The sequence below is a fragment of the Novosphingobium sp. 18050 genome, from assembly GCF_902706195.1.
GTDB lineage: Bacteria > Pseudomonadota > Alphaproteobacteria > Sphingomonadales > Sphingomonadaceae > Novosphingobium.
This window is the reverse complement of sequence record NZ_CACSJO010000010.1, coordinates 110740-132507: the sequence shown is the minus strand read 5'-3', so window position 1 is coordinate 132507 and position 21768 is coordinate 110740. Positions and strand designations below refer to the sequence as shown.

Annotated in this window: 19 protein-coding genes and 1 tRNA gene; 11 read left to right on the top strand and 9 right to left on the bottom strand. The window is 65.7% G+C overall.

The window, feature by feature from the left end; translation table 11 throughout:
- Positions 1-10: 10 nt before the first annotated feature.
- Entirely contained in the window at positions 11-730 is a 720-nt protein-coding gene (locus GVL61_RS12150) for an NAD-dependent deacylase (RefSeq protein WP_159980347.1), read from the bottom strand.
- Positions 731-879: 149 nt separating this feature from the next.
- Between GVL61_RS12150 and dapB the strand changes: the two genes are divergently transcribed.
- The 3 genes from dapB (at position 880) to GVL61_RS12135 (ending at position 2723) form a co-directional block, all read left to right on the top strand.
- Positions 880-1608, top strand: coding sequence for a 4-hydroxy-tetrahydrodipicolinate reductase (dapB, locus tag GVL61_RS12145; protein ID WP_159980345.1), 729 nt, complete (start codon positions 880-882; stop codon positions 1606-1608).
- Positions 1605-2264 carry an endonuclease III gene (gene nth, locus GVL61_RS12140; RefSeq protein WP_159980343.1) on the top strand — a complete coding sequence of 220 codons (660 nt, stop codon included), beginning with the start codon at positions 1605-1607 and terminating at the stop codon, positions 2262-2264. The genes dapB and nth overlap by 4 nt, the downstream gene beginning before the upstream one ends.
- A 72-nt stretch (positions 2265-2336) precedes the next feature.
- The gene (locus tag GVL61_RS12135; RefSeq protein ID WP_159980341.1) at positions 2337-2723 is read left to right on the top strand and encodes a hypothetical protein; all 387 of its coding nucleotides are present in this window, start codon (positions 2337-2339) and stop codon (positions 2721-2723) included.
- Between the two features lie 75 nt (positions 2724-2798).
- On the opposite strand, the gene GVL61_RS12130 is transcribed toward GVL61_RS12135, so the two are convergent.
- Both GVL61_RS12130 and dapE read right to left on the bottom strand, forming a co-directional pair.
- Positions 2799-4118 carry a dicarboxylate/amino acid:cation symporter gene (locus tag GVL61_RS12130; RefSeq protein WP_159980339.1) on the bottom strand — a complete coding sequence of 440 codons (1320 nt, stop codon included), beginning with the start codon at positions 4116-4118 and terminating at the stop codon, positions 2799-2801.
- Positions 4119-4218: 100 nt separating this feature from the next.
- Positions 4219-5367: a succinyl-diaminopimelate desuccinylase gene (gene dapE / locus GVL61_RS12125; protein WP_159980337.1), complete on the bottom strand. Its 1149-nt coding sequence runs from the start codon at positions 5365-5367 to the stop codon at positions 4219-4221.
- A gap of 57 nt (positions 5368-5424) precedes the next feature.
- On the opposite strand from dapE, the gene GVL61_RS12120 reads away from it, so the two are divergent.
- The 3 genes from GVL61_RS12120 (at position 5425) to GVL61_RS12110 (ending at position 8712) form a co-directional block, all read left to right on the top strand.
- Complete coding sequence (locus GVL61_RS12120; protein WP_159980335.1) at positions 5425-5889, top strand: cupin domain-containing protein; 465 nt, start codon at positions 5425-5427, stop codon at positions 5887-5889.
- Between the two features lie 59 nt (positions 5890-5948).
- The gene (msrB, locus tag GVL61_RS12115; RefSeq protein WP_159980333.1) at positions 5949-6347 is read left to right on the top strand and encodes a peptide-methionine (R)-S-oxide reductase MsrB; all 399 of its coding nucleotides are present in this window, start codon (positions 5949-5951) and stop codon (positions 6345-6347) included.
- A gap of 130 nt (positions 6348-6477) precedes the next feature.
- Positions 6478-8712 (top strand): transglycosylase domain-containing protein, encoded by a 2235-nt coding sequence (locus GVL61_RS12110; RefSeq protein WP_159980331.1) that lies wholly within the window; start codon positions 6478-6480, stop codon positions 8710-8712.
- A 274-nt stretch (positions 8713-8986) separates the two neighbouring features.
- Here GVL61_RS12110 and GVL61_RS12105 read toward each other — a convergent pair whose 3' ends face one another.
- The 3 genes from GVL61_RS12105 to GVL61_RS12095 all read right to left on the bottom strand — a co-directional run bounded on the left by GVL61_RS12105 (position 8987) and on the right by GVL61_RS12095 (position 12770).
- A complete protein-coding gene (locus GVL61_RS12105) occupies positions 8987-10531 on the bottom strand; it encodes a Do family serine endopeptidase (protein WP_200844809.1) in 1545 nt (514 codons plus the stop codon).
- A gap of 197 nt (positions 10532-10728) precedes the next feature.
- Positions 10729-11568, bottom strand: a complete 840-nt coding sequence (hflC, locus tag GVL61_RS12100; protein WP_159980329.1) for a protease modulator HflC — start codon at positions 11566-11568, stop codon at positions 10729-10731.
- Positions 11568-12770: an SPFH domain-containing protein gene (locus GVL61_RS12095; RefSeq protein WP_159980435.1), complete on the bottom strand. Its 1203-nt coding sequence runs from the start codon at positions 12768-12770 to the stop codon at positions 11568-11570. Before GVL61_RS12095 ends, hflC begins: the two co-directional genes overlap by 1 nt.
- 433 nt (positions 12771-13203) lie before the next feature.
- Between GVL61_RS12095 and GVL61_RS12090 the strand changes: the two genes are divergently transcribed.
- The 4 genes from GVL61_RS12090 (at position 13204) to GVL61_RS12075 (ending at position 18338) form a co-directional block, all read left to right on the top strand.
- Positions 13204-13995: a P-loop NTPase gene (locus tag GVL61_RS12090; RefSeq protein ID WP_200844808.1), complete on the top strand. Its 792-nt coding sequence runs from the start codon at positions 13204-13206 to the stop codon at positions 13993-13995.
- A complete protein-coding gene (locus GVL61_RS12085; RefSeq protein ID WP_159980325.1) occupies positions 13995-16265 on the top strand; it encodes a molybdopterin cofactor-binding domain-containing protein in 2271 nt (756 codons plus the stop codon). Before GVL61_RS12090 ends, GVL61_RS12085 begins: the two co-directional genes overlap by 1 nt.
- The gene (gene hemH / locus GVL61_RS12080) at positions 16265-17272 is read left to right on the top strand and encodes a ferrochelatase (RefSeq protein ID WP_159980323.1); all 1008 of its coding nucleotides are present in this window, start codon (positions 16265-16267) and stop codon (positions 17270-17272) included. The genes GVL61_RS12085 and hemH overlap by 1 nt, the downstream gene beginning before the upstream one ends.
- An 88-nt stretch (positions 17273-17360) precedes the next feature.
- On the top strand, positions 17361-18338 hold the full coding sequence (locus GVL61_RS12075; protein WP_159980321.1) for a MarR family transcriptional regulator: 978 nt from the start codon (positions 17361-17363) through the stop codon (positions 18336-18338).
- Positions 18339-18689: 351 nt separating this feature from the next.
- Here GVL61_RS12075 and GVL61_RS12070 read toward each other — a convergent pair.
- Positions 18690-18763 (bottom strand) — tRNA-Cys (locus GVL61_RS12070).
- 250 nt (positions 18764-19013) lie between these two features.
- Between GVL61_RS12070 and GVL61_RS12065 the strand changes: the two genes are divergently transcribed.
- A complete protein-coding gene (locus GVL61_RS12065) occupies positions 19014-19544 on the top strand; it encodes a molybdenum cofactor guanylyltransferase (RefSeq protein ID WP_159980319.1) in 531 nt (176 codons plus the stop codon).
- A gap of 58 nt (positions 19545-19602) precedes the next feature.
- Here GVL61_RS12065 and GVL61_RS12060 read toward each other — a convergent pair whose 3' ends face one another.
- Together GVL61_RS12060 and GVL61_RS12055 are read right to left on the bottom strand one after the other, a co-directional pair.
- Complete coding sequence (locus tag GVL61_RS12060; RefSeq protein WP_159980317.1) at positions 19603-20331, bottom strand: winged helix-turn-helix domain-containing protein; 729 nt, start codon at positions 20329-20331, stop codon at positions 19603-19605.
- A 147-nt stretch (positions 20332-20478) separates the two neighbouring features.
- Positions 20479-21678: an LL-diaminopimelate aminotransferase gene (locus GVL61_RS12055; RefSeq protein WP_159980315.1), complete on the bottom strand. Its 1200-nt coding sequence runs from the start codon at positions 21676-21678 to the stop codon at positions 20479-20481.
- Positions 21679-21768: the final 90 nt, after the last annotated feature.

Here is a 21768-nt window from a genome sequence, read left to right as displayed (position 1 = left end):
TCCCTCTCCTTTAGCGGGGAAGATTGAGCATCTCTTCCACCCAGTCCGAAACCACCTGCGTCGCCGGGCCATGGCGCGCTTCGTCGAACCATCCCGTGCCCTGGCTCGGTTCCAGGTTGAGTTCCAGCGTCGCAGCGCCCAGTTCGCGGGCGTTGCGAACGAAGCCGGCGGCGGGGTAGACCGCGCCCGAGGTGCCGATCGAGACGAACAGGTCCGCGTCCTCCAGCGCTTCGAAAATCTCGTCCATCCGGTAGGGCAGTTCGCCGAACCAGACGATGTCAGGGCGCAGCGCCGCCTCGCCGCATGAAGGGCAGGGCGGGCGTTCGATCAGCGAGCCTGTCCAGCGCGAGCGCGCATCGCATGCGGTGCACCAGACGCTCAGGTGTTCGCCGTGCATGTGCAGGACGCGGCTAGCCCCGGCGCGCTCGTGCAGGTCGTCGACGTTCTGGGTGACGATCAGAAGGTCGCGGCCATCCTGCCCCGCCCATTCCGCGTCCAGCTTCGCCAGAGCGAGGTGGGCGGCGTTGGGCTGCTTGGTCTGGATCGCCTCGCGCCGCATGTCGTAGAAGCGCAGTACCAGTTCGGGATCGCGCTCGAATGCTTCGGGCGTGGCGACGTCCTCGACCCGGTGCTGCTCCCATAGCCCGCCTTCCGAGCGGAAAGTGTCGATGCCGCTCTCGGCAGAAACGCCCGCGCCGGTGAGGATGACTATCTTGCGGATATCGGGCATCGGATTCCTTGTTCGTCACCCTGAACTTGTTTCAGGGCCCATTGTGCGCCATTCGCTGCGCAGAGTTTGGGGCACGATGGATGCTGAAACAAGCTTTGTCCCGAGCGGGGACGAGGGGTTCAGCATGACGCCCGCCTGGAGACAGTTGCGTGACACGAATCGGAATCATCGGCAGCCACGGGCGCATGGGTCAGGCGATCGCGGCAGCTATCGCCGATGCGGGCGAAGATCTGGCGGGGGGCGTCGACAAGGGCGGCGATGTTTCCGCCATCACCGGCGCGGCCGATATCCTGATCGACTTCTCCAGCCCCGGCGCGCTGGAAGGCAACCTTGACGCTGCGATTGCGGCCGGGCTGCCCATAGTCATCGGCACCACCGGCCTCGAGGAACGCCACCACTGGCTGATCGACGCCGCCGCCCAGAGCATTCCTGTCCTGCAGACCGGCAATACTTCGCTCGGCGTCACCCTGCTCGCTCACCTCGTGCGCGAGGCCGCCTCGCGCCTCGGCGAGGATTGGGACATCGAGATCGTCGAGACGCATCACCGCATGAAGGTGGACGCGCCCTCTGGCACCGCGATCCTGCTGGGCGAAGCCGCCGCGCAGGGGCGCGCCGTCACGCTGGCCGATACGGCGGTGCGCGGGCGTGACGGTATCACCGGCAAGCGCGAGCCGGGCACCATCGGCTTTGCAGCGCTGCGCGGCGGCACCGTGGCGGGCGATCACACAGTCCACTTCCTCGCCGACAACGAGCGGCTCTCGTTCTCTCACCTTGCCGAGAACCGGGGCATCTTTGCGAAGGGCGCAGTGCGCGCCGCGCAGTGGCTGATCGGCAAGCCGGCGGGCCGCTATACGATGCCGGAGGTTCTGGGCCTTTGAAGAAGGCTGACGTCTTCGAATTCTTCCACCGTCTCGCCGAGGCCAATCCCTCGCCAGAGACGGAGCTGGAATATGGCAATACCTACCAGTTGCTGGTCGCGGTGACGCTGTCCGCGCAGTCCACGGACGTGGGCGTTAACAAGGCGACGCGCGCGCTGTTTAGCGAAGTGAAGACGCCTGCGCAGATGGTCGAACTGGGCGAAGAAGGCCTCAGGCAGCACATCAAGACCATCGGCCTGTTCAACACCAAGGCAAAGAACGTCATCGCCCTGTCGCAGATTCTCGTCGACCGGCACGGCGGCGAGGTTCCGGCGGACCGGGACGCCATGGTCGAACTGCCGGGCGTGGGGCGCAAGACCGCCAACGTGGTGATGAACTGTGCCTTCGGGGCGGAGACTTTCGCGGTCGACACCCATATCTTTCGCGTCGGCAATCGCACCGGGCTCGCCAAGGGCAAGACGCCGCTGGCGGTGGAGAAGCAGCTTGAGAAAAAGGTGCCGCAGCCCTTTCGAGTGGGGGCGCATCACTGGCTGATCCTGCACGGCCGCTACATCTGCAAGGCGCGTACGCCCGAGTGCTGGCGCTGCCCCGAAGTGGATCTCTGCGCCTTCAAGGACAAGACGCCGGAGCGGAGCGGGAAAAAGGCAGCTTCGTGACGGCTCCGTCTTGCAGGTGAGGGCGGAAGGGCAGACACTTCGCCCCGCCGCCTGCAACGAGAGGATAATGCCATGAACAAGGCCCCCGCAGTTCTTCTGCTTCTGGCGCTGGCCGCCTGCACCCAGGGCGAGACGCGCGAGACGCCCGCTCCGTCGCCCGCTGCCGAGGCGATCGGCGAGCCGCGCGACTGCCTGCCGCTGACCCAGTTTTCCAATACGCGCATCCGCGACGATCATACGATCGACTTCATCGGCGGCGCCGGAAACAAGGTGTGGCGGGTAACGCTGCCGAACCGGTGCAGCGGCCTGAGGTCGGCCGGTACGTTCACGTACGAGACATCGCTCTCGCAGCTGTGCCGGCAGGACATTATCTATCCGTTACAGCAACTGGGTAGCAGCTGGCAGCGCGGTCCCGGTTGCGGTCTGGCGCCGTTCGTGCCTGTGAAGCTGGCCAGGTAGGGGGCGTCATCCCAGCCTACCGCCGGGATGACGCCTGCATTTCATGGCCCTGTATGCGGGCGTGACCAGATACGGTCAGCTTTCGTATTGTACCGGGTCGATGTTCAGGCCTCTGCGCCCCTCCGACGACGTATTGGAGGGCGAATGGGGCATTTCCTCGTCGGGGTCGACGAGCGGCTGCAGCATCCCCTCGCTGCGGGTGATGACGGCGGTTGCGACGGCGTTGCCGACCACGTTGGTCGCCGAGCGGCCCATGTCGAGGAATGTGTCGACGCCCAGCAGCAGGGCAATGCCTTCTACGGGCAGGCCGAACTGCGTGAGCGTGGCCGCGATCACCACTAGGCTGGCGCGCGGCACTCCCGCGATGCCCTTGGAACTGACCATCAGTGTCAGCAGCATCAGGATCTGCGAGCCGATCGGCACATGGATGCCGTAAGCCTGGGCGATGAACATCGACGCGAAGGTCATGTAGATCATCGAACCGTCGAGGTTGAAGCTGTAGCCCAGCGGCAGGATGAAGCCCGAAATCCGGCGCGGTACGCCGAAGCGGTCGAGCTGCTCGAACAGCTTGGGAAGGCTCGCTTCGGAAGAGGCGGTCGAGAAGCTGAGGAGCAGCGGCTCGCGGATATAGCGGAACAGGGTGATGACGCGTCCGCGCAGGAAGATCGCCCCCACCAGGAACAGCAGCACCCAAAGCAGCAGCATCGCGAAATAGAACTCGGTGACCAGCACGCCGTAGGTGACGATGATCCCCAGGCCCCTCGCTGCGATCACGCTGGCCAGCGCGCCAAACACCGCGAAGGGCGCAAAACGCATCACGTAGCCGGTGATCTGCAGCATCAGCTCGGCAAGAGCCTCGGTGACGGTGACGATGATCGCGCCCTTTTCACCGATGGCGGTGAGACCGACCCCGGTGAAGACCGAAAAGACGAGGATCTGGAGGATGTTGTTGTTCGCCATGGCATCGATGGCGCTGCTCGGGAAAATCTCGAGGATGAAATGGTGAAGCGTCAGCTCGCCCATTTCCAGCGTGCCGATATCGTCACTTGTCTCAAGTCCCGCGCCGACGCCCGGCTTGAACAGGTTGACCAGTACGAGGCCCAGCGCCAGCGAGATCAGGCTGGCCGAGATGAACCAGGCCAGCGCCTTTCCGCCGATCCGGCCCAATGCCGCACTGTCGCCCATGCCGGCGATGCCGGTAACGATGGTGGCGAAGACCAGCGGGGCGATGATCATCTTGATCAGCTTGAGGAAGACATCGGGCAGAAGCTTGAGATATTCGGTCCACTGCGCCAGCCGCGGATCCCCCGCCGGCAGGCCCGCATGGAGCGCCCAGCCCACGATGAGGCCGAGCACCATGCCGATAATGATATAAAGCGTCAGGCGCTTGCCCATTCGAACCCTCGCAATGAAATTGCGGCGGAGAGTAACAGCGTAACCTCTCCGGTCAACGACGCTACACCCGGTTTTTCCCGGTCCTTCAGGGGCGCGGTATTCAGATTTGGGCGAGGGCCGCCCGGGTCACGCGGTCATAGATACGCACGAGCGTTTCGAGATCGGCAACCGCGACCGCCTCGTCCCGCTTGTGCATCGTCGCGTTGCACAGGCCGAACTCGATGACTGGCGACAGGTCCTTGAGGAAGCGGGCGTCGGAAGTGCCGCCGCTGGTCGAAAGCTCAGGCGTTACGCCGGTCTCTGCCTGGATCGCTTCTGCCAGCATGGCCGAAAAGGGGCCGGGCTGGGTCAGGAATGCTTCGCCCGAGATCACTGCGCGGGCGCTGCCGCCGTGGGTCTGCGCGATTTCGCTCACCCGGCGGGCAAGGCCCTCGCCGGTGTGCAAGTCGTTGAAGCGGATCGAGATGCGCGCCGAAGCCTTGGCCGGGATGACGTTGGTTGCGGGATTGCCAACGGTCAGGTCGGTGATCTCAAGGTTGCTCGCCTGGAACCAGTCGGTGCCTTCGTCGAGGACGATGGCGTCCAGGTCGGCGAGCATCGCGACCAGCTTTGTGATCGGGTTGTCCGCAAGGTGGGGGTAGGCGACGTGACCCTGCACGCCCTCGACCTCGAGCCAGATGTTGACCGACCCGCGCCGGCCGACTTTCATCATGTCGCCCAGCCGGTTTACCGAAGTAGGCTCGCCGACGAGGCAGAGGTCGGGGATTTCCCCCTTTTCGCGCATCAGGTCGATCAGCGCGAGGGTGCCGAAGCGTGCCGGACCTTCCTCGTCGCCGGTGATGATGAAGCTGATCGTGCCTGCATCCGCAGGGATCTGCGCCACCGCCGCGACCATCGCTGCGATGGAACCCTTCATATCCACCGCGCCGCGGCCGTAGAGCAGCTCTCCGCGCCGTTCGGGCAGGAACGCGCCGCTGGTCCAGCCTTCGCCCGGCGGGACCACGTCGAGGTGGCCCGCGAAGGAGAAATGGCGCGAGCCTGCCGGGCCGCGGCGCACCGCGAAGATGTTCTCGACCGGTCCGTCCGGCGCTTCACCCGCAAGGAATCGGGTCACTTCGAAACCGAGCGGTGCCAGCTGGCCCTCGAGGCAGTCGAACACCATGCCGGTGGCAGGGGTGACGCTGGGGCAGGCGATCAGCGCTTCGGCCAGGTCGAGGACGCTTGCGGAGAGGGATGCGGTCTGGGACATAGGCCAGCGCCATCGCACAACACCTTATCCATGACCATAGGGAGCGCAGCGCGGGATATGCCCAAACTCGACATTGAAACTATCGCGCCGTCGAACCGCACCGGCTACCCTGCGCCTTTCGATGCCGCGGTGGAGGGCCGCTGGTGGCGGCGCCTCGCCCCTGCCGGGGGATTGACGGAGATGGGTGCCAGCCATGTCATCCTGAAGCCCGGCGCATGGTCCAGCCAGCGGCACTGGCACGACGACGAGGACGAACTGCTGATCATGCTGACCGGCGAGGCGGTGCTGGTGGAAGACACTGGCCGCACGGTCCTGCGCCCCGGCGACGTCTGCGCCTGGGCGAAGGGAATTACCAACGGGCACCATCTCATCAACGAGACCGACCTGAACTGCACGTTCATCGCGGTGAGCGCGGGCAACCCGGACGGGTCGGGCGCCTATTCCGACATCGACATGCAGTTCGGCGAGGCAGGGTACTGCCACAAGGATGGCACGCCTTACGCCGCCGAGCGCCTGCGGTAGAAGGGCCTCTGGAATCGCAGCGCATTTCGGCCCATATCTGTCGGCAAAGGAGCCCTTGCATGACCGACAAGATCGAACTCACCGAAGCCGAATGGCGCGACCGCCTGACGCCCGAGCAGTACCACGTCCTGCGGCAGGCCGGCACTGAGCGGGCGTTCACGGGCAAATACGACAAGAACAAACAGGAAGGCCTCTATACCTGCGCCGGCTGCGGGGCGCCGCTGTTCGCTTCGGACGACAAGTTCAATTCGGGCTGTGGCTGGCCGAGCTACACCGCGCCCGTCGAAGGCACTGCGGTCGAGGAACACCGCGACCTGTCGCACGGCATGGTACGTACCGAGGTCAATTGCGCGAAATGCGACGGCCACCTGGGTCATGTGTTCCCCGACGGCCCCGGACCCACTGGCCTGCGCTACTGCATCAACAGCGCTTCGCTGGATTTCGAGCCCAAGGATTGATGGGCCTGACTCCTCCGCCGCCCGCGCAGAGGGCGGCGGAGGGTGAGTGTTCACCTCGGGTTACAAATTCCCGTGCAAGGTGTAGGACCGACCGTCACATCTGTTTTATATCGGGGTTTGTACCTTACCCATGGCCAAGAATTCCGGCCGCGACCGCGTAACGCGCGGCGCATCCACGCAGCCTGCCAAGAAGCCGCTGTGGCGGCGGATAGTGCGCGGCGTCCTTGTCTGGGGTGCCGCGCTGGGGCTGCTGGGCGCGATCTTCCTCGGCACCGCGATCTTCTTCACGATGCGTGAACTGCCCGATTACAGCGCTCTCAAGAGCAGCCAGAACGGCCAGATGATCGTCGTGCGTGCGCGTGACGGGCGCGAACTGGTGTCGCTCGGGCCGAGCTACGGCCGGTGGCTGAGCTACAACGACATTCCGCCCATCATGCGCGACGCATTGGTCTCGGTCGAGGATCGCCGTTTTCGCGAGCATCCCGGTGTCGATGCGATCGGTCTGGTTCGCGCGGTCTACGTCTCGTTGACCACGGACAGCCGCGCCAAGGCGACGTCGACGATCACCCAGCAACTCGCGCGCAACATCTTCCTCAACAACACCCGTTCGTGGACCCGCAAGGCGCGCGAAATGGTGCTGGCGCTGGCATTGGAGCGCAAGTTCAGCAAGGAACAGATTCTCGAGCTGTACCTCAACAAGGTCTATTTCGGCGGCGGCGCTTACGGCGTCGACGCGGCCAGCCGCAAGTTCTTCGGTCACCCCGGCACCGAACTGTCGACCGCCGAGGCTGCGATCATCGCGGGTCTTGTCAAGGCGCCGTCGAACTACTCGCCCACGGCCGACGTCGAAGCGGCGATCGGGCGCGGCAAGGTCGTGCTAGGCCTGATGGCACGCGCGGGCGTGATTACGCAGAGCGAGGCTGATAACGTCGATTTCACGAACGTCAGCGTCGCGAAGGAAAAAGGCCAGAATTCGGTCCGCTACTTCACCGACTGGGCGCTCCCCCAGCTCGATATGCTGCTTCCCGAGAACAACGAGCCGATCGAGGTCTGGACCACGCTGGATCCGGTCATGCAGAATGCCGCGACGAAGGCGGTCGATGCCAACGTGCCCAAGGGCGCGCAGGGTGCGCTCGTCAGCCTCGACCGTGACGGTGCGGTTCTCGCGATGGTGGGCGGCACCGACTACGTCAATTCCAACTACAACCGTGCTACCAGCGCGCTGCGCCAGCCCGGCTCGGCGTGGAAGCTGTTCGTCTATCTCGCCGCGCTGGAAGCCGGATACACGCCCGACGACCACGTGGTCGATGAGCCGGTGACGATCGACGGGTGGAGCCCGCAGAACGCCGGGCGCACGTTCGCCGGGCAGATCGATATCCGTACCGCCTTCGCCTATTCCAAGAACACCATCGCCGCGCAGCTGGGCAACGAGGTCGGTTTCGGTACCGTCGCCAGCATGGCTAAGCGCTTTGGCATAACCAGCCAGATCAACACCAAGCCGGCCATGGTGCTGGGCACTTCCGAAGTGCGTGTGATCGACATGACCCGCGCTTTCGCCGCCGTTTCGGCCGGCGGTACCTCGGTAGAGCCCTATGGCATCGTCAAGGTGACGACGACGTCGGGTGAACTGCTCTACGAGCACAAGTCGGTACGCGGTTCGGTACTGGTGCCGCACTATGTCGCCGCGGGCATCACCGATCTGCTGCAGACTACCGTTGCCACCGGCACGGCGCGCGCGGCACAGATCGGCCGACCGGTCGCGGGCAAGACCGGGACGACCAGCTCGAACAAGGACGGCTGGTTCCTCGGCTTCTCCAGCGGGGTCACCACCGGCGTCTGGATGGGGCGCGACGATGCCAAGCCGGTGCCCGGCCTGTCGGGCGGCCATGCTCCGGCGCGGGCCTTTGCAGACTATATGAAGGTCGCCGTTGCCCAGCGCCCGGTCGAACAGTTCGACACGCAGCTCAAGCTCCCCGAGTGGCAGCTGGAGCCGGACGACGAGCAGATGCAGGGCAACCCCGAGGACTATTACTACACCGACGAGAACGGCAATATGGTGCGCCCCGACGTCGGTCCGGGCATCGGTGACCAGCCGCGTTACGAGGACGGTTCGGAAGGTCCCGGACCTGCCATGGTGCCGGATTACGGCCCGCAGGGCGGCGGGCAGGGCGCACCGCCCCCGGCCGTTGGCGAAGATTTCCTCGACCGGGCGACCGGACGCGGGCGCGGACGCGAGGACCCAGGGCTGAGGCAGGGCCAGGGCCAGGGCGCCGCTTATCCGGGCACGCGGCCCACACAAGCGCCGCTGCGCGTCATGCCGACATCTCGGCCCACGGCGGCGGCGACACCTGGCACGCAGTTCTGAACGCCTAACGCCGATCCTCTCCGTCGCGGGGAGGGTCGGTTAGGTCAGGGCTGACGGTTTCCCGCTCGCTGGCGAATATCAGGCAGACGGCGGAGCGGTTCTTGAGGGGGCGTGGACGTCTGGTCTGCGCCGACGCATGCGAAGCGCCGAGTAGCTGGGGGGAGTCCGGCTCACCTGCATCCTGGCAGCACCTCGACCCGTCGCAGCTCTTGCACAAACGAAAACGCCCGCCGGATTGCTCCGGCGGGCGTTTCGCATCAGGTCTTCGTGGCGGTCAGCGCAGGCGGACAGGCACGAAGGTTGCGGGCTGGCCGCGCGGCTGGACGCGTAGCAGGATTGCAGAACGCCCATCGGCCTTGACGGCGGCGACTGCTGCGTTGAGGTCGGCCTGGTTGGTGACGGGCTTGCCGTTGGCTTCCAGGATGATGAACCCACGCGCGAAGCCCTTCTGGCCGGCGTCCGAGTTGGGGTCGACGGCGAGGACGACGACGCCCTTGGTCCCATCGGCTGCCCCCAGCTGGCGAGCGATCTGCGAGGTCAGCGGGGTTACCGACATGCCCAGCGACTTCTCCACCGCGCCCTGCTCCTGCTGGGTCGGTGCGTTGCCGAAAGCATCGTCGCCCTGATCGGAGTTGGCGTCAAAGGACTGCTGCAGTTCCTCCTCGGTCGGGCGCTTGGCGACCGTGGCGTTCAGGGTCATGCGCTTGCCGTTGCGGATCACCTCGATCGGGATGCGGGCACCCGGAGCAACGTTGGATACCAGGAACGAGAGGTTCTGGTCGCGCGTAACTTCCTTGTTGTTGACCTTCACGACGACGTCGCCAGCCTGCATCCCGGACTTGGCAGCCGCGCCGTCAGGCTCGACCATCTGGATGAATTCGCCCTTGTTGTGCTCAAGGCCGAGCGAGTCCGCGAGGTCCTCGTTGATCGGCTGGATGCGCACGCCCAGGTATCCGCGCTCGATCGCCTCGCCCTTGATGAGCTTCTGGACGAGCGGGGCGGCGGTCTCTGCCGGAATGGCGAAGCCGATGCCGACGCTACCGCCGGTGGGCGAGAAGATCGCGTTGTTGATACCGATGACCTGGCCGCTCATGTCGAACATCGGGCCGCCCGAGTTGCCGCGGTTGATCGAGGCATCGGTCTGCAGGTAGCGATCGTAAGCGCCGCCCGCGCCGGTGTTGCGGTAGACGGCAGAGACGATGCCCGCCGTTACCGTGCCGCCGAGGCCGAACGGGTTGCCGATGGCGATCACCCAGTCGCCTACGCGGGCATTGCGGCTATCGCCGAACTTCACGAAGGGGAGGGGCTTCTTGGCATCGATCTTCAGCACGGCGAGGTCCGATGCGGCATCCTTGCCGATGAGCTTGGCGGGATATTCGGTGCCATCGGGCATGGTGACCGTGATCGATTCGACCTGGCCCTTGCCTTCAGCGGTGATAACGTGATTGTTGGTCACGAGATAACCGTCGGCGGAGACGATGAAGCCCGAACCCAGCGACTGCGCTTCGCGCGTCTGCGGGGCACCGCCACCGCCGCCGCCGCCGCCGAAGAGGCCCTCGAACGGGGTGCCGGCGAAGGGATTCGCACCGGCGCCGCTGGCGACCTGCACTTTCTGGCGGGTCGAGATGTTGACGACGGCCGGCGCAAGCTGTGCCGTCAGGTCCGCGAAGCTGGCCGGGGCGCCTGCGCGCGGGACCATCTTCGACATCTCGCTGGATTCGTTCTGGGCCACCTGCGCGCCTGCGGGGTAGCCTGTGACGAGGGTGGCAGCTGCGCCTCCAAGAAGGAGCGCGCTGGTCAATCCATAAACGTATCGCACGGGCTTCACGTCCTTTGATTCCTCCGTATGGTCGCTGCTGGCGCACCGACCGGGCGTATGATCGTTTGCTTTCGCACCGACCGGGAAACTCACCACCGATTGAGGCCCGGTGAGCTTAACCGGATTTGAATGATGCGCTATCCGCTATTCTGCAGGCTTCGGGCGACAGCGAACCAGCCTCAAACTGACGGGAGCGCTTACGGCTCCCGGAAATGATTCAGATAGGCGTTGTCGGGTGAGAGCAGGATCGTCTTGCCGCCCTGATCCTTGGCGAAGGACACCGAGTAGCTCTGCATCGCACGGTAGAAGTCGTAGAACGAAGGGTCCTTGCCGAAGGCTGCGGCGTAGATCTTCGATGCCTGGGCATCGGCGTCGGCGCGGATGATCTGGGCGTCGCGCTGGCCGCGTGCGGCGATCGTCTTGGCTTCTTCCTGGCGTCCGGCCTCCATGCGCGTGAAGGCGGCTGCCAGCGCTCCCTCGGGCAGGTCGGCGCGCTTGATGCGCACGTCGACAATCTGGGCACCGTATTCGCGTGCTTCGTGGTCGAGGCTCTTGCGGATATTTTCCATCGCTTCGCCGCGCTCGGCAGTGAGCAGCGACTGGAAGGTGCGCTTGCCCAGTTCCTGACGGACGGCCGAGGACAGGATCGGCTCGAGCTGCTGCGTCACGCGCTCGGCGGTGCCGGCGCTTTCGACCATGCGGATCGGATCGACAATGCGGTAACGGGCATAGGCATCGACGTTGAGCCGCTGCTGGTCGGTGGAGAGTACCTGCTGCTGCTGCATGTCGACGGAAAGCAGCCGCTTGTCGATGCGGATGACCTGTTCGACCAAGGGAATACGAAAGTGGACGCCGGCATCGGTCTGCCCGAAATCGGCCTTCTCGGAATACGCGTTATAGACGTTCACCGGCTTGCCGGTGCGGACCACCACGGCCTGCTGGTCCTCGGGGACGATGATGACGCTGAGCATCAGGCCAACGGCTACGACGCCGGCGGCGATCCATGCTGCCTTGTAGTCCTGCAGGAGGTTGCTCATCACAGGCCTCCCTTGGTGTCGGCAGGCGCCGGGGCGGGGGCCGACACGGCGCCTGCCGGGGCGGCGGCGCTATCGGCAGGCGCACGGCGCTTGAATTCGGACAGCGGCAGATAAGGGGTCACGCCTTTTTCGGCGACGACCGTATCGTTGTCGCGGATCACGCGTTCCATCGTCTCGTAATACATGCGGCGTTTGGTGACCTCGGGTGCCAGCTTGTACTGCTCGTAAACCTTGTCGAAGGCGGTGGCGTCGCCCTCGGCGCGGGCGATGACCTGCTGGGCCCAGGCGCGGGCCTCCGAGCGGTCGCGCTCTGCTTCCTGCTGGGCGACGTTGACCTGGTCGAAGGCGCCCTTGGTCTTGCTTGGCGGATCGGCCTTCTTGATCTCGACGCCCTGGATCGACACGCCCGAACGATAACCGTCGAGGATGCGCTGCATCCGTTCGCGCACGTCCTGCTCCACTTTAGCGCGGCCGGAGCCGGAGAGAGCGTCGGATAGCGTGATCTGGGCGATCGAGGCACGCATCGCGGCTTCCGCCACTTCGCGCACGGTTTCCTTGGGGTCGGCCAGGCGGAAGGTGTAGTTCTTGAGATCCTTGATGTTCCAGCGAACCAGATAGCTGAGATCGACAAGGCTCTTGTCGCTCGTCAGCATCAGCTTCTCGTTTTCGTCGTCGGGGATCATGTCCACCGAGAACGAGCGTACGTCGGCCACCGCCACCTGTTCGATCGGCCAGGGCAGGGTCAGGCTGGTGCCGGAATCGATCGTACGAGAATATTGGCCGAGGCGTGTCACCACGCCCTGCTCCTTGGGGCCGAGGATGTGCAGGCTGGAAATGCCGAGCACGACGACGACTGCCGCGCCGATACCCAGTGGCAGCCACGAGGAACCGTCGGGCCGGCGCGGGAAGTTGGGAAAGCCTCCGCCCATTCCGCCGCCGCCGCCGCCGCTCGAACGGCGCGGGTCGCGGCCGCGGAAGATGTCCTCGATCCCGGCAGAGCGCCGGGGCGGCGGAGTGTCGCCGCTGGGAAGCCAGGGGTTGCGCGGGCCGGGCCGGCCTTCCTCGCCCTTGGGTGCGGGCGCGCCGGGGGAAGGCGCTTCGCCTTCGTCACCGGGCTGCCCGTCGTTGCCGGCATTGCCGGACCCGGTGTCATCGCCTCCATTGCTGCCGCCACCACCCCATGGGCTGTTGCGGCCGGCCATGGCCAGGACACCCTCTTGTGCTGCGTCGTCTCCGGGCGCGCTGCCGCGCGTTCCTGCTCCACCGAAAGCTTTCATGAGGCTATCTATAAGAACACCTCGGGCAAATAACAGTGCCTCTCTTGCCCTTTTTCCTCGGGTACGCCACCTGAGCGGCGTGATTTGGGGACAGGTCCCCAGCCGGAAGCAAACCGGAAACATCCCGGAGACAAGAGTGAACAGCGGCGAAGGAACAGGCGATGGTAGCGGAGACGGGCTGAAGGCCCTGCTGCCGGGAGACGCCGGAGCGCGCCTGCAGTCGTTGCGGCTGGTCGGCGGCCGGGCGATCCTCGTGCTCGACGCTGCCGGATTGGGCTCGCTGGCCCGCGAAAGGCTTGAGGCCGAGATCAAGGGCGCGCTGTCCGGCGCACCGGGCGTATCCGAAGTGCACGTGGCGATGATGGCGGACAAGGCCGAGCCTGTCCCCGCGCCGCGACAAGGCCCGCGCATCATCGCGGTCGGCTCGGGCAAGGGCGGTGTCGGCAAGTCGACGCTGGCTGCCAATCTCGCCGTTGCGCTGGCGCGTGAGGGCCGAAAGGTCGGCCTTGTCGACGCGGATATCTACGGGCCTTCACAGGCGCGTCTGCTCGGAACCGAAGGTACCCGTGCGGTCGCGCATCAGGGCAAGCTGGTGCCGGTGCAGAGCCCCTGCGGCGTGCCGGTGCTGTCGATGGCGCATCTTACGCCGCCGGGGCAGGCAATCGCCTGGCGCGGTCCCAAGATCGCGGGGGCGCTGATCCAGCTTGTGGAGGCGCATTGGGATAACGCGGAACTGCTCGTCATCGACCTGCCGCCCGGCACCGGCGACGTGCAGCTGACCATGCTCCAGCGCTTCAAGCCGGCCGGTGCGGTGATCGTCTCGACCCCGCAGGACCTTGCGCTGATGGACGCGGCGCGCGCCGCCGAACTGTTCACCAAGGGCGGCGTGCCGGTGATCGGCGTGGTCGAGAACATGGCCGGATACGCATGTCCCCACTGCGGCGAGGTGAGCGATCCGTTCGGCTCCGGCGGCGCGGAACTGGCTGCCAGGGAGATGAACGTGCCGTTCCTGGGACGCATTCCGCTTCATATAGCGATTCGGCGCGAGGCCGATGCGGGCACACCCACTGCCGCAGGCGAGGGCCCCCAGGCAGAGGCCTTCGCCGCGCTTGCGCAGGCGGTGGGCGACTGGCTGGACAAGGCTCCCTGATGGCGGTCACGCGGCGCGGCATTCTTGTCGGAGGGCTGGCCGGGGGCGGTCTTGCGCTCGGCTACATGCTGCGCCCGCGCCGCTACCCCCTGCCGCTTGAGCCGGCCAAGGGTGAGTTCGCCTTCGACGCCTGGATCAAGATCGGCAGCGACGGCGTCGTTACCGTGGCTGTGCCGCAAGTCGAGATGGGGCAGGGTATCACCACTCTCATCCCCCAAGTGGTCGCTTATGAACTTGGCGCGGACTGGCGGCAGGTCGCGGTGGAACAGGCCCCGGTCAGCGCGCTTTACGCCAATCTCGTGCTGGCGGCGAAGTGGGCGCCGCTGTGGATGCCGCTGGCTCCGTCCCTGGCAGACGAGCCGGACGACCTTTTGACCAGGCGCTGGGCGCAGGACCGCCGCTTCAACGTTACCGCAGATGGCACGGAACTGGCGGCTTACGAAGGCCCGGCCCGCGCCGCCGCAGCTTCGGTGCGCGCGATGCTGATGCAGGCGGCGGCGGCCCGCTGGAACGTCGGCTGGGAGGAGTGCGAGGCGGCGGACGGCTTCGTGACCCACGAAGGCAAGCGCCTTCCATTCGGTCCGCTCGCCGAGGAAGCCGCTGCCTTCTCTCCGCCCTTGCCCCCGCCGCTGCGGGCGCTGGCCATTGCAGAGCGACCGGGCGAATTCCCCCCCGGCGCGCCGCTGCGCTATCCCCGGCTTGACCTGCCCGCGAAAGTCGACGGCTCGTGGACTTTCGCGGGCGACGTGCGCTTGCCCGGAATGGTCCACGCCGCGATTGCACACGCGCCGATCGGCTTGAACACGTCTATTTCTGGCCTCGACGAAGCGGCCGTCAAGGGAATGCGCGGTTTTCTTGGCATCGTGCGCGGCATGACGAACGGCGGTGCCTGGGTCGCTGCCGTTGCCACCGACGGCTGGACCGCGCAATCCGCCCTGACCCGCATGGCGCCGCGCTTCAAGGTTGCCGCCGGGGCCGATTCCAACCTGGTGGACGCCGCGATGGACGAGGCCATGCACACCGTCGACGCCGCGACGATCCATGCACAGGGCGACCGGGAAAGTCTGCGTGGAGGGCTGCCGCTCCAGCTTCGCTACGAAGTCGCCCCGGCCCTTCACGCGACGATAGAGACCGCCGCTGCCGCTGCGCATTTCAGCGAAGGCCGTCTCGAACTCTGGGCCGGAACCCAGGCGCCTGAGGCGACCCGCGAGGCTGCCGCCCGCGCCATTGGCCTCGATACGCGTGCCGTCGTGCTCTATCCCATGGCGATCGGAGGCAGTTTCGATCGCCGTCTGGAAAACGAACCTGCAGTGGAAGTGGCGGTGATAGCAAAGGCCATCGGCAAGCCGGTTCAACTCACCTGGACTCGGCGCGAAGAATTCCGTGCCGGGCTGCCTCGGGCCCCTGTCGTCGCGATCATGGGCGCTCGGGTGGACACCGAAGGGGCTGTCGCCGGGTGGCGTGCCCGCGTCGCCGTTCCCGCCACCGCGCGCGAATTCGGCCGACGTCTGCTGGGGGGCGATACGCCTTTCGACGCCCTTGATGCGGTTGCGGGCAAGGCGGACCCGATGGCCCTCGAAGGCGCGGTGCCCCCTTACGACATTCCCAACATCGTGGTGGACCACGTCCCTGTGAAGATCGGGCTGCCCACGGCCCGGATGCGCGGCAATGCCCACGCCTGGACTGCCTTCTTCAACGAGAGCTTCGTTGATGAACTCGCCCACAAGGCGAACCGGGAACCGCTGTCCTATCGCATGGCGATGCTGGGCAAGGACACCCGCCTTGCGGAGTGTCTCCAGCGTGTCGCGGCGCTGTCGCAGTGGGGCGGCGGGGGCGATGCGAGCGGTCAGGGCATCGCCTGCCATGTAATGGGAGAGGGGCGCATCGCCGTTGTCGCCAGCGCCCGGCGCGATGAAAACGGCGTGCGCGTGGACCGCCTTAGCGTCGTTGCCGACATCGGCCGCATCGTCAATCTCGACATTGCCCGCCAGCAGATCGAGGGCGGCCTCGTCTTCGGCCTCGGGCTCGCGCTGGGGTGCGCTGTCCGTTATGAGGGCGGCCGGCCCGATGGCGACAGTCTTGCCGCGATGGGCCTGCCCACTCTGGCGGACTGCCCCGCGATCGAAGTCGAGTTCATCGATAGCAAGGCGCAGCCCGCCGATCCCGGCGAACTGGGCGTTGCCGCTGTCGCCCCGGCGGTCGCCAATGCGCTTTATTCGGCGACGGGCCTGCGCCTGCGCCGCCTGCCCTTCTTTGGTGAGGATTTGTGATGCCCCCGGTTACTTCTCCCGATACCTCGAAGGTCGGCGTCCTGCTGGTCAACCTCGGCACTCCCGACGCGCCGACCCCGGCGGCGGTACGGCGCTACCTTGCCGAGTTTCTTTCCGACCCGCGTGTGATCGAGATTCCGGCTCTCGTATGGAAGCCGATCCTCCACGGCGTTATCCTGCGCACCCGTCCCGCGAAGTCCGCCTATGCCTATGCGCAGGTCTGGACGGACGAAGGCTCCCCGCTGGCCGCAATCACGGCCGCGCAGGCACGCGCCCTTCAGGTAATGCTGGGTGACGGCGTGAAAGTCGACTGGGCGATGCGCTATGGTAACCCTTCGATCCCCTCGCGCATTCAGGCGATGAAGGATGCAGGCTACGAACGGGTACTCGTCGCGCCGCTCTACCCGCAATATTCCGGGGCAACCACCGCCTCCGTGATGGACAGCCTGGGCGATGCGCTGGGCAAGATGCGCTGGCAGCCAGCGCTGCGCACCCTGCCGCCTTACCACGGCGATCCGGGCTACATCGAGGCGCTGGAAAACGACCTCGCCGCGCAGGTGGAGGCGCTGGACTTCGTGCCGGAACTGCTGCTGCTCTCGTTTCACGGCATGCCCGAGCGTACGCGCGAACTGGGCGATCCCTACCATGCGCATTGCCTGAACACCGCCCGCCTGCTTCGCGAGCGGCTGGCCGCACGCCTGCCGGGCCTGCGCATCGAGACCAGTTTCCAGTCCCGCTTCGGCCGCGCCAAATGGCTTGAACCCGCCACCGAAACCACACTGGAGAAAGAGGCGAAAGCCGGCACCCGCCGCATCGCCATCGCTGCGCCGGGCTTCTCGGCCGATTGCGTGGAAACGCTGGAGGAACTGGCGATCCGCGGCCGTGAAGTTTTCGAGGAAGCGGGCGGCGAAAAGCTTGCGGTCCTTGCCTGTCTCAATGACGGGGCGCCCGGAATGGCCATGCTGGAGGCGCTGGTGCGCCGCGAACTGGCGGGCTGGTGGGCTTGATGGTTGCAGCATTTTAACGGCTGCGGGGCGTTGACCTGACTCTATTATGTTCCAACAATGTTCCGCTATGGAAACGGAGTTGGAAGCGATGCGCGACATGGATTTCATCCAGCCGGACTTCGCCTATGGCGCGGCCCCGGGCGCAGCGCGCAGCGGGGCGGGCGATGTTCCCGTCCGCCTGTCGATCTATGCCGACCGCCCCCATCTGCGCGCCACGATGCGGGAGGATGCCGGCGCCGCAGGTCTGACCGTCGCGGCGGCGGGCGCTCTGGCCGACCTTACGGAGGACGCCGGCAGGTCGCTTGGGGATATCGTTCTGGTGGATTGCCCTCAGGTTGATGCCGCATCGCTGGCCGCGTTGGCGCGGCTGGACATGCGCGCGGGGCAGGGCGGACCGCGCCTGATCGTCTCAACCAGCGTCGATGCGCTTGAGGACGTCTTTGCCTGCATGGACCAGTCGTCCCCTGTGCTGCTCGTCGACCCCGATCGCGCTGAACGGGTCATCGCACTGGGGCAGGTGCTGGCGAGTTTTCCTTCGGGTCGGCTGCGCGAACTGTCCGAGGATGACCGGTTGATGTTGCTGCGCCTGACCGAACAGGTCGGCCAGATTGCCGGTCGCATTGACCGGCTCGACCCTCGCGGAAGCGCCGCTGCGGTGGGTAATGCCGTCGCCGAGAGGCCGTCCCCTCCGGGGGCAGCGCCGCGCGCGAAGGCGCAGCTTCCCGATGCGAAGCTGGTACGCCGGATCATCCGTCAGCGCCAGCTGCGCGCCCGCTTTTTCGACGGTGACCTCTTCGCCGATCCCGCCTGGGACATGCTCCTGGATCTCACCGCCTCGCGGATCGAGAACAAGCAGGTGTCAGTTACCTCGCTGTGCATCGCCGCAGCTGTCCCGCCGACGACCGCACTACGCTGGATCGGCCAGATGGTTGAAGCCGGCCTATTCGCGCGCGTAAGCGACGCAGGCGACCGCCGGCGCGCCTTCATCGAACTCAGCGACAAGGCCGTCGCTGCCATGGCCGGCTACTTCGCCGAAATCGTCATGACTGCACCTGTCCCGGTATAGGGGGCGACGCAGAGCCGCTCTGCGCCGGTGGGTGGAGTTCTCGTTCAGGGGTGATGACGCTCCGCCTGCGCCAATGACTGCCCCGGTTTTTGGTCCGGCACGATTGGTGTCTTGTATGCAACGATGGCTGAGAGTGCGGTGGGGGGATGGTAGGCGCCATGCCATCGCAATGGCGGCAAGATTGCATGAATGCGTCTGCGGGTGCGTGTTGGCGACCTAGTCGCTCAGGCAGAACGTTGTGCAAGGCGCCTGGGGCCATTTCCATCTGGCCGATGAATTCCCAGCGAGTGGGAGCCGGAAGATGCTCAATCTGCAAAATTGAACACTTTTGCAGCTTGGCTGCAAAGAAGTTGGAGGCCCGAGCCGGAATCGAACCGGCGTGCGAGGATTTGCAGTCCTCTACGTCACCACTCCGCCATCGGGCCGCCGTGTGGAGGAATGCGCGCCTAGCAACCGATCGGAGGGAGCGCAATGGAATTCGCGCGATTTCGATGCAAATTGCTGTGGGCTTGCGGCGGAAAGTGCGAATGCGGCCAGGGATGTCTATCTGAGCGGTAAGCGCAAGGTGCAGACCCGGGAGGAACAGGGACGGCATTCGGCACTTCCTCTTCAAGAGAGACGCGGGCTATGCTTGTAGGCTCGCCGCTTGTTTCCCGTTCGCGAAAGGGTTGCCGCATGATTCTCGGAGCTGTCCTGGCCGGGGGGCTGTCCAGCCGCTTCGGCAGCGATAAGGCACTTGCCGAACTGAATGGGCACACGCTGATCGCACTGGCGGTCGATGCCCTGTCGGGTTGGTGCGAACATGTTGTCGTGGTCGGGCGTGAGACGGCTCCGGCGCCAACATTGCCGGATTGGCCGCGACCGGGGATGGGCCCGCTTGGTGGGCTGGCGGCGGCACTGCACCATGCGCTCGATGAGGGTTATGAGGCGGTTCTGACGTGCGGCGTCGACGCGGCGCTGCTGCCCGATGATCTTCCGGCGCTGCTGGGGCCAGCGCCCGCCTGTCTTGCAGCGCAACCGGTGATCGGGATGTGGCCGGCGTCGGCAGCCCCCGTGTTGGAAGCGCTGCTGCAAAGCGAAGAGCGCCATTCGATGTCTGGTTTTGCGGATCGCATCGCTGCGCGGCGGGTGAAGACGGCGGCGTCGATCCCCAATATCAACACCCTCGACGATCTTTCAGCCCTGACGAGACGTATGCGTCCCTGAATTCAATAACCCGGCGGTGCGACCCGGAAGGGCTGTGGGCATTTTGCCCCTGCCTGGTTTAAGCTGTCGCCTGGACGGCGTTCGTCGCGGCAATCGCGCGCGAGGAGGTGGGTTCGCTACGGCGTTCGACTGGCGGAACCAGGCAATAACCGCCCGCCGCGGCCGTGGTGATGATGCCGGACATGCCGACGAAGCCGAGCTTGCGGCGCAGGCGCGACATGTGGACGGCAATGCTGTTCGTCTCGGGCACGAAGCCCATGCGCCAGACGTCGTGGATGAGTTCCTGCTTACTGACCGGCTCGCCGGGAGAATCCGCCAGTCGCCAGATCAACGCGAATTCGCGCGGGTTGAGGTTCAGCGCCTTGCCGTTGCCGAAAGCCTCACGCGCAAGCAGGTCGAGTTCGAGCGGGCCCAGCTGGCGATGGCGCGGCAACCAGCGGGTCAGTTCCGCGAGGCGGCTGGCCCGAGCTTCGAATTCGCCGAGCTCGATCGTGTCGGTGACGGCTTCGCCGAAACCGGCCTGAAGCAGTCTGGCACGCTCATGCGCCGTGGTGGCGCCGAGTACCAGGGTGAAGCGACGTACTTCATCCGGGAAGGTCAGGACCTGCTGCCAGTCCGCGCTGTCGAGCCTGCCGGCATGCGCTACGCCGATGCATTCGCTGGACGGGGCCCCCGTCTCGTCCAGCGCCCATCCGCGATGTCTCAGGTCGAACAGGTGAGGAATCCTTCCGGAGCCCAGCCATCGAAAACTGTAAGGTATGTCATCCCGTCTAAGTAGATTTGCCATGTGTCCCCAATTGCAGGCTTTCCAATGCGATGGTGGGCAACAATGACGTGAATCAGGGGCTAGGAACAACACGTAGAATCTTACAGGCTTACCTAAGTATTAACCCCAGTTAATCGCTGAAAAGTAGGATTATCTTCGGCGTGGGCCTTACGATGAAGGCATGTTCACACCCATCGACACGAGGTAACGCTTCACGTTTCGGGCCGCCTGGCGCAGTCGCTGCTCGTTTTCGACCATGGCGATTCTCACGAAGCCCTCGCCGTCCTCGCCGTAGCCGACGCCGGGCGCCACAGCCACTTCGGCATGGGTCAGAAGCTGCTTGGAGAACTCCAGACTGCCCATTTCCTTGAGGGCCGGGGGCAGGGGCGCCCAGGCAAACATCGAGGCCCTGGGCGGGGGGATATCCCAGCCGGCGCGTCCGAAGGCTTCGACCATCACGTCGCGGCGCTTCTGGTAAAGCTGGCGGTTACGCTCGACGATATCCTGAGGCCCATTGAGGGCAGCGCAGGCAGCAGCCTGGATCGGCGTGAAGGCGCCGTAGTCGAGGTAGGATTTCACGCGGGTCAGCGCCGCGATCAGCTTCGGGTTGCCCACCGCAAAGCCGATACGCCAGCCGGCCATCGAGTAGGTCTTGCTGAGCGAGGTGAATTCGACCGCTACGTCCTTAGCGCCGGGCACCTCGAGGATCGAGCGGGTCGGATTGCCGTCGTAGTAAAGCTCCGAATAGGCGAGGTCGGACAGGATCCAGACCTTGTTCTCCTTGGCCCAGGCGACGAGGCGCTCATAAAAGGCCAGGTCGACCGTCTCGGCCGTGGGGTTCGACGGATAGTTGACGATCAGGATCGACGGACGCGGCACCGTGAAGGCCATCGCGCGATCGAGCGAGCGCCAGTAGTTCTCGTCTGGCGTGGTCGGCACCGAGCGGATCGTGGCGCCGGCGATGATGAAGCCGAAGGTGTGGATCGGGTAGCTGGGGTTGGGAGCCAGCACCACGTCACCCGGCGCGGTGATCGCGGTGGCGAGGCTGGCGAGGCCTTCCTTCGAACCCATCGTGACGACGACTTCGGTTTCGGGGTCCAGTTCGACGTTGAAGCGGTTGGCGTAGTAGTTCGCCTGGGCGCGGCGCAGACCCGGGATGCCCTTGGACTGCGAGTAGCCATGTGCGTCGGGCTTTTGTGCCACTTCGCACAGCTTGTCGAGGACATGCTGGGGCGGCGGCAGGTCGGGATTGCCCATGCCGAGATCAATGATGTCCTTACCGGCCTGGCGGGCTGCGTGCCTCATCGCGTTCACTTCGGCGATGACGTAGGGCGGCAGTCGCTTGATGCGGTAGAACTCGTCTTCCATGACCTCAGATATCCATATGCGTCGCGGCAGAATGGCCGCCGGGCCCCTGTAGGGTATTCCGCGGTTCGCGCAAATGGGCGATCTTGAAAG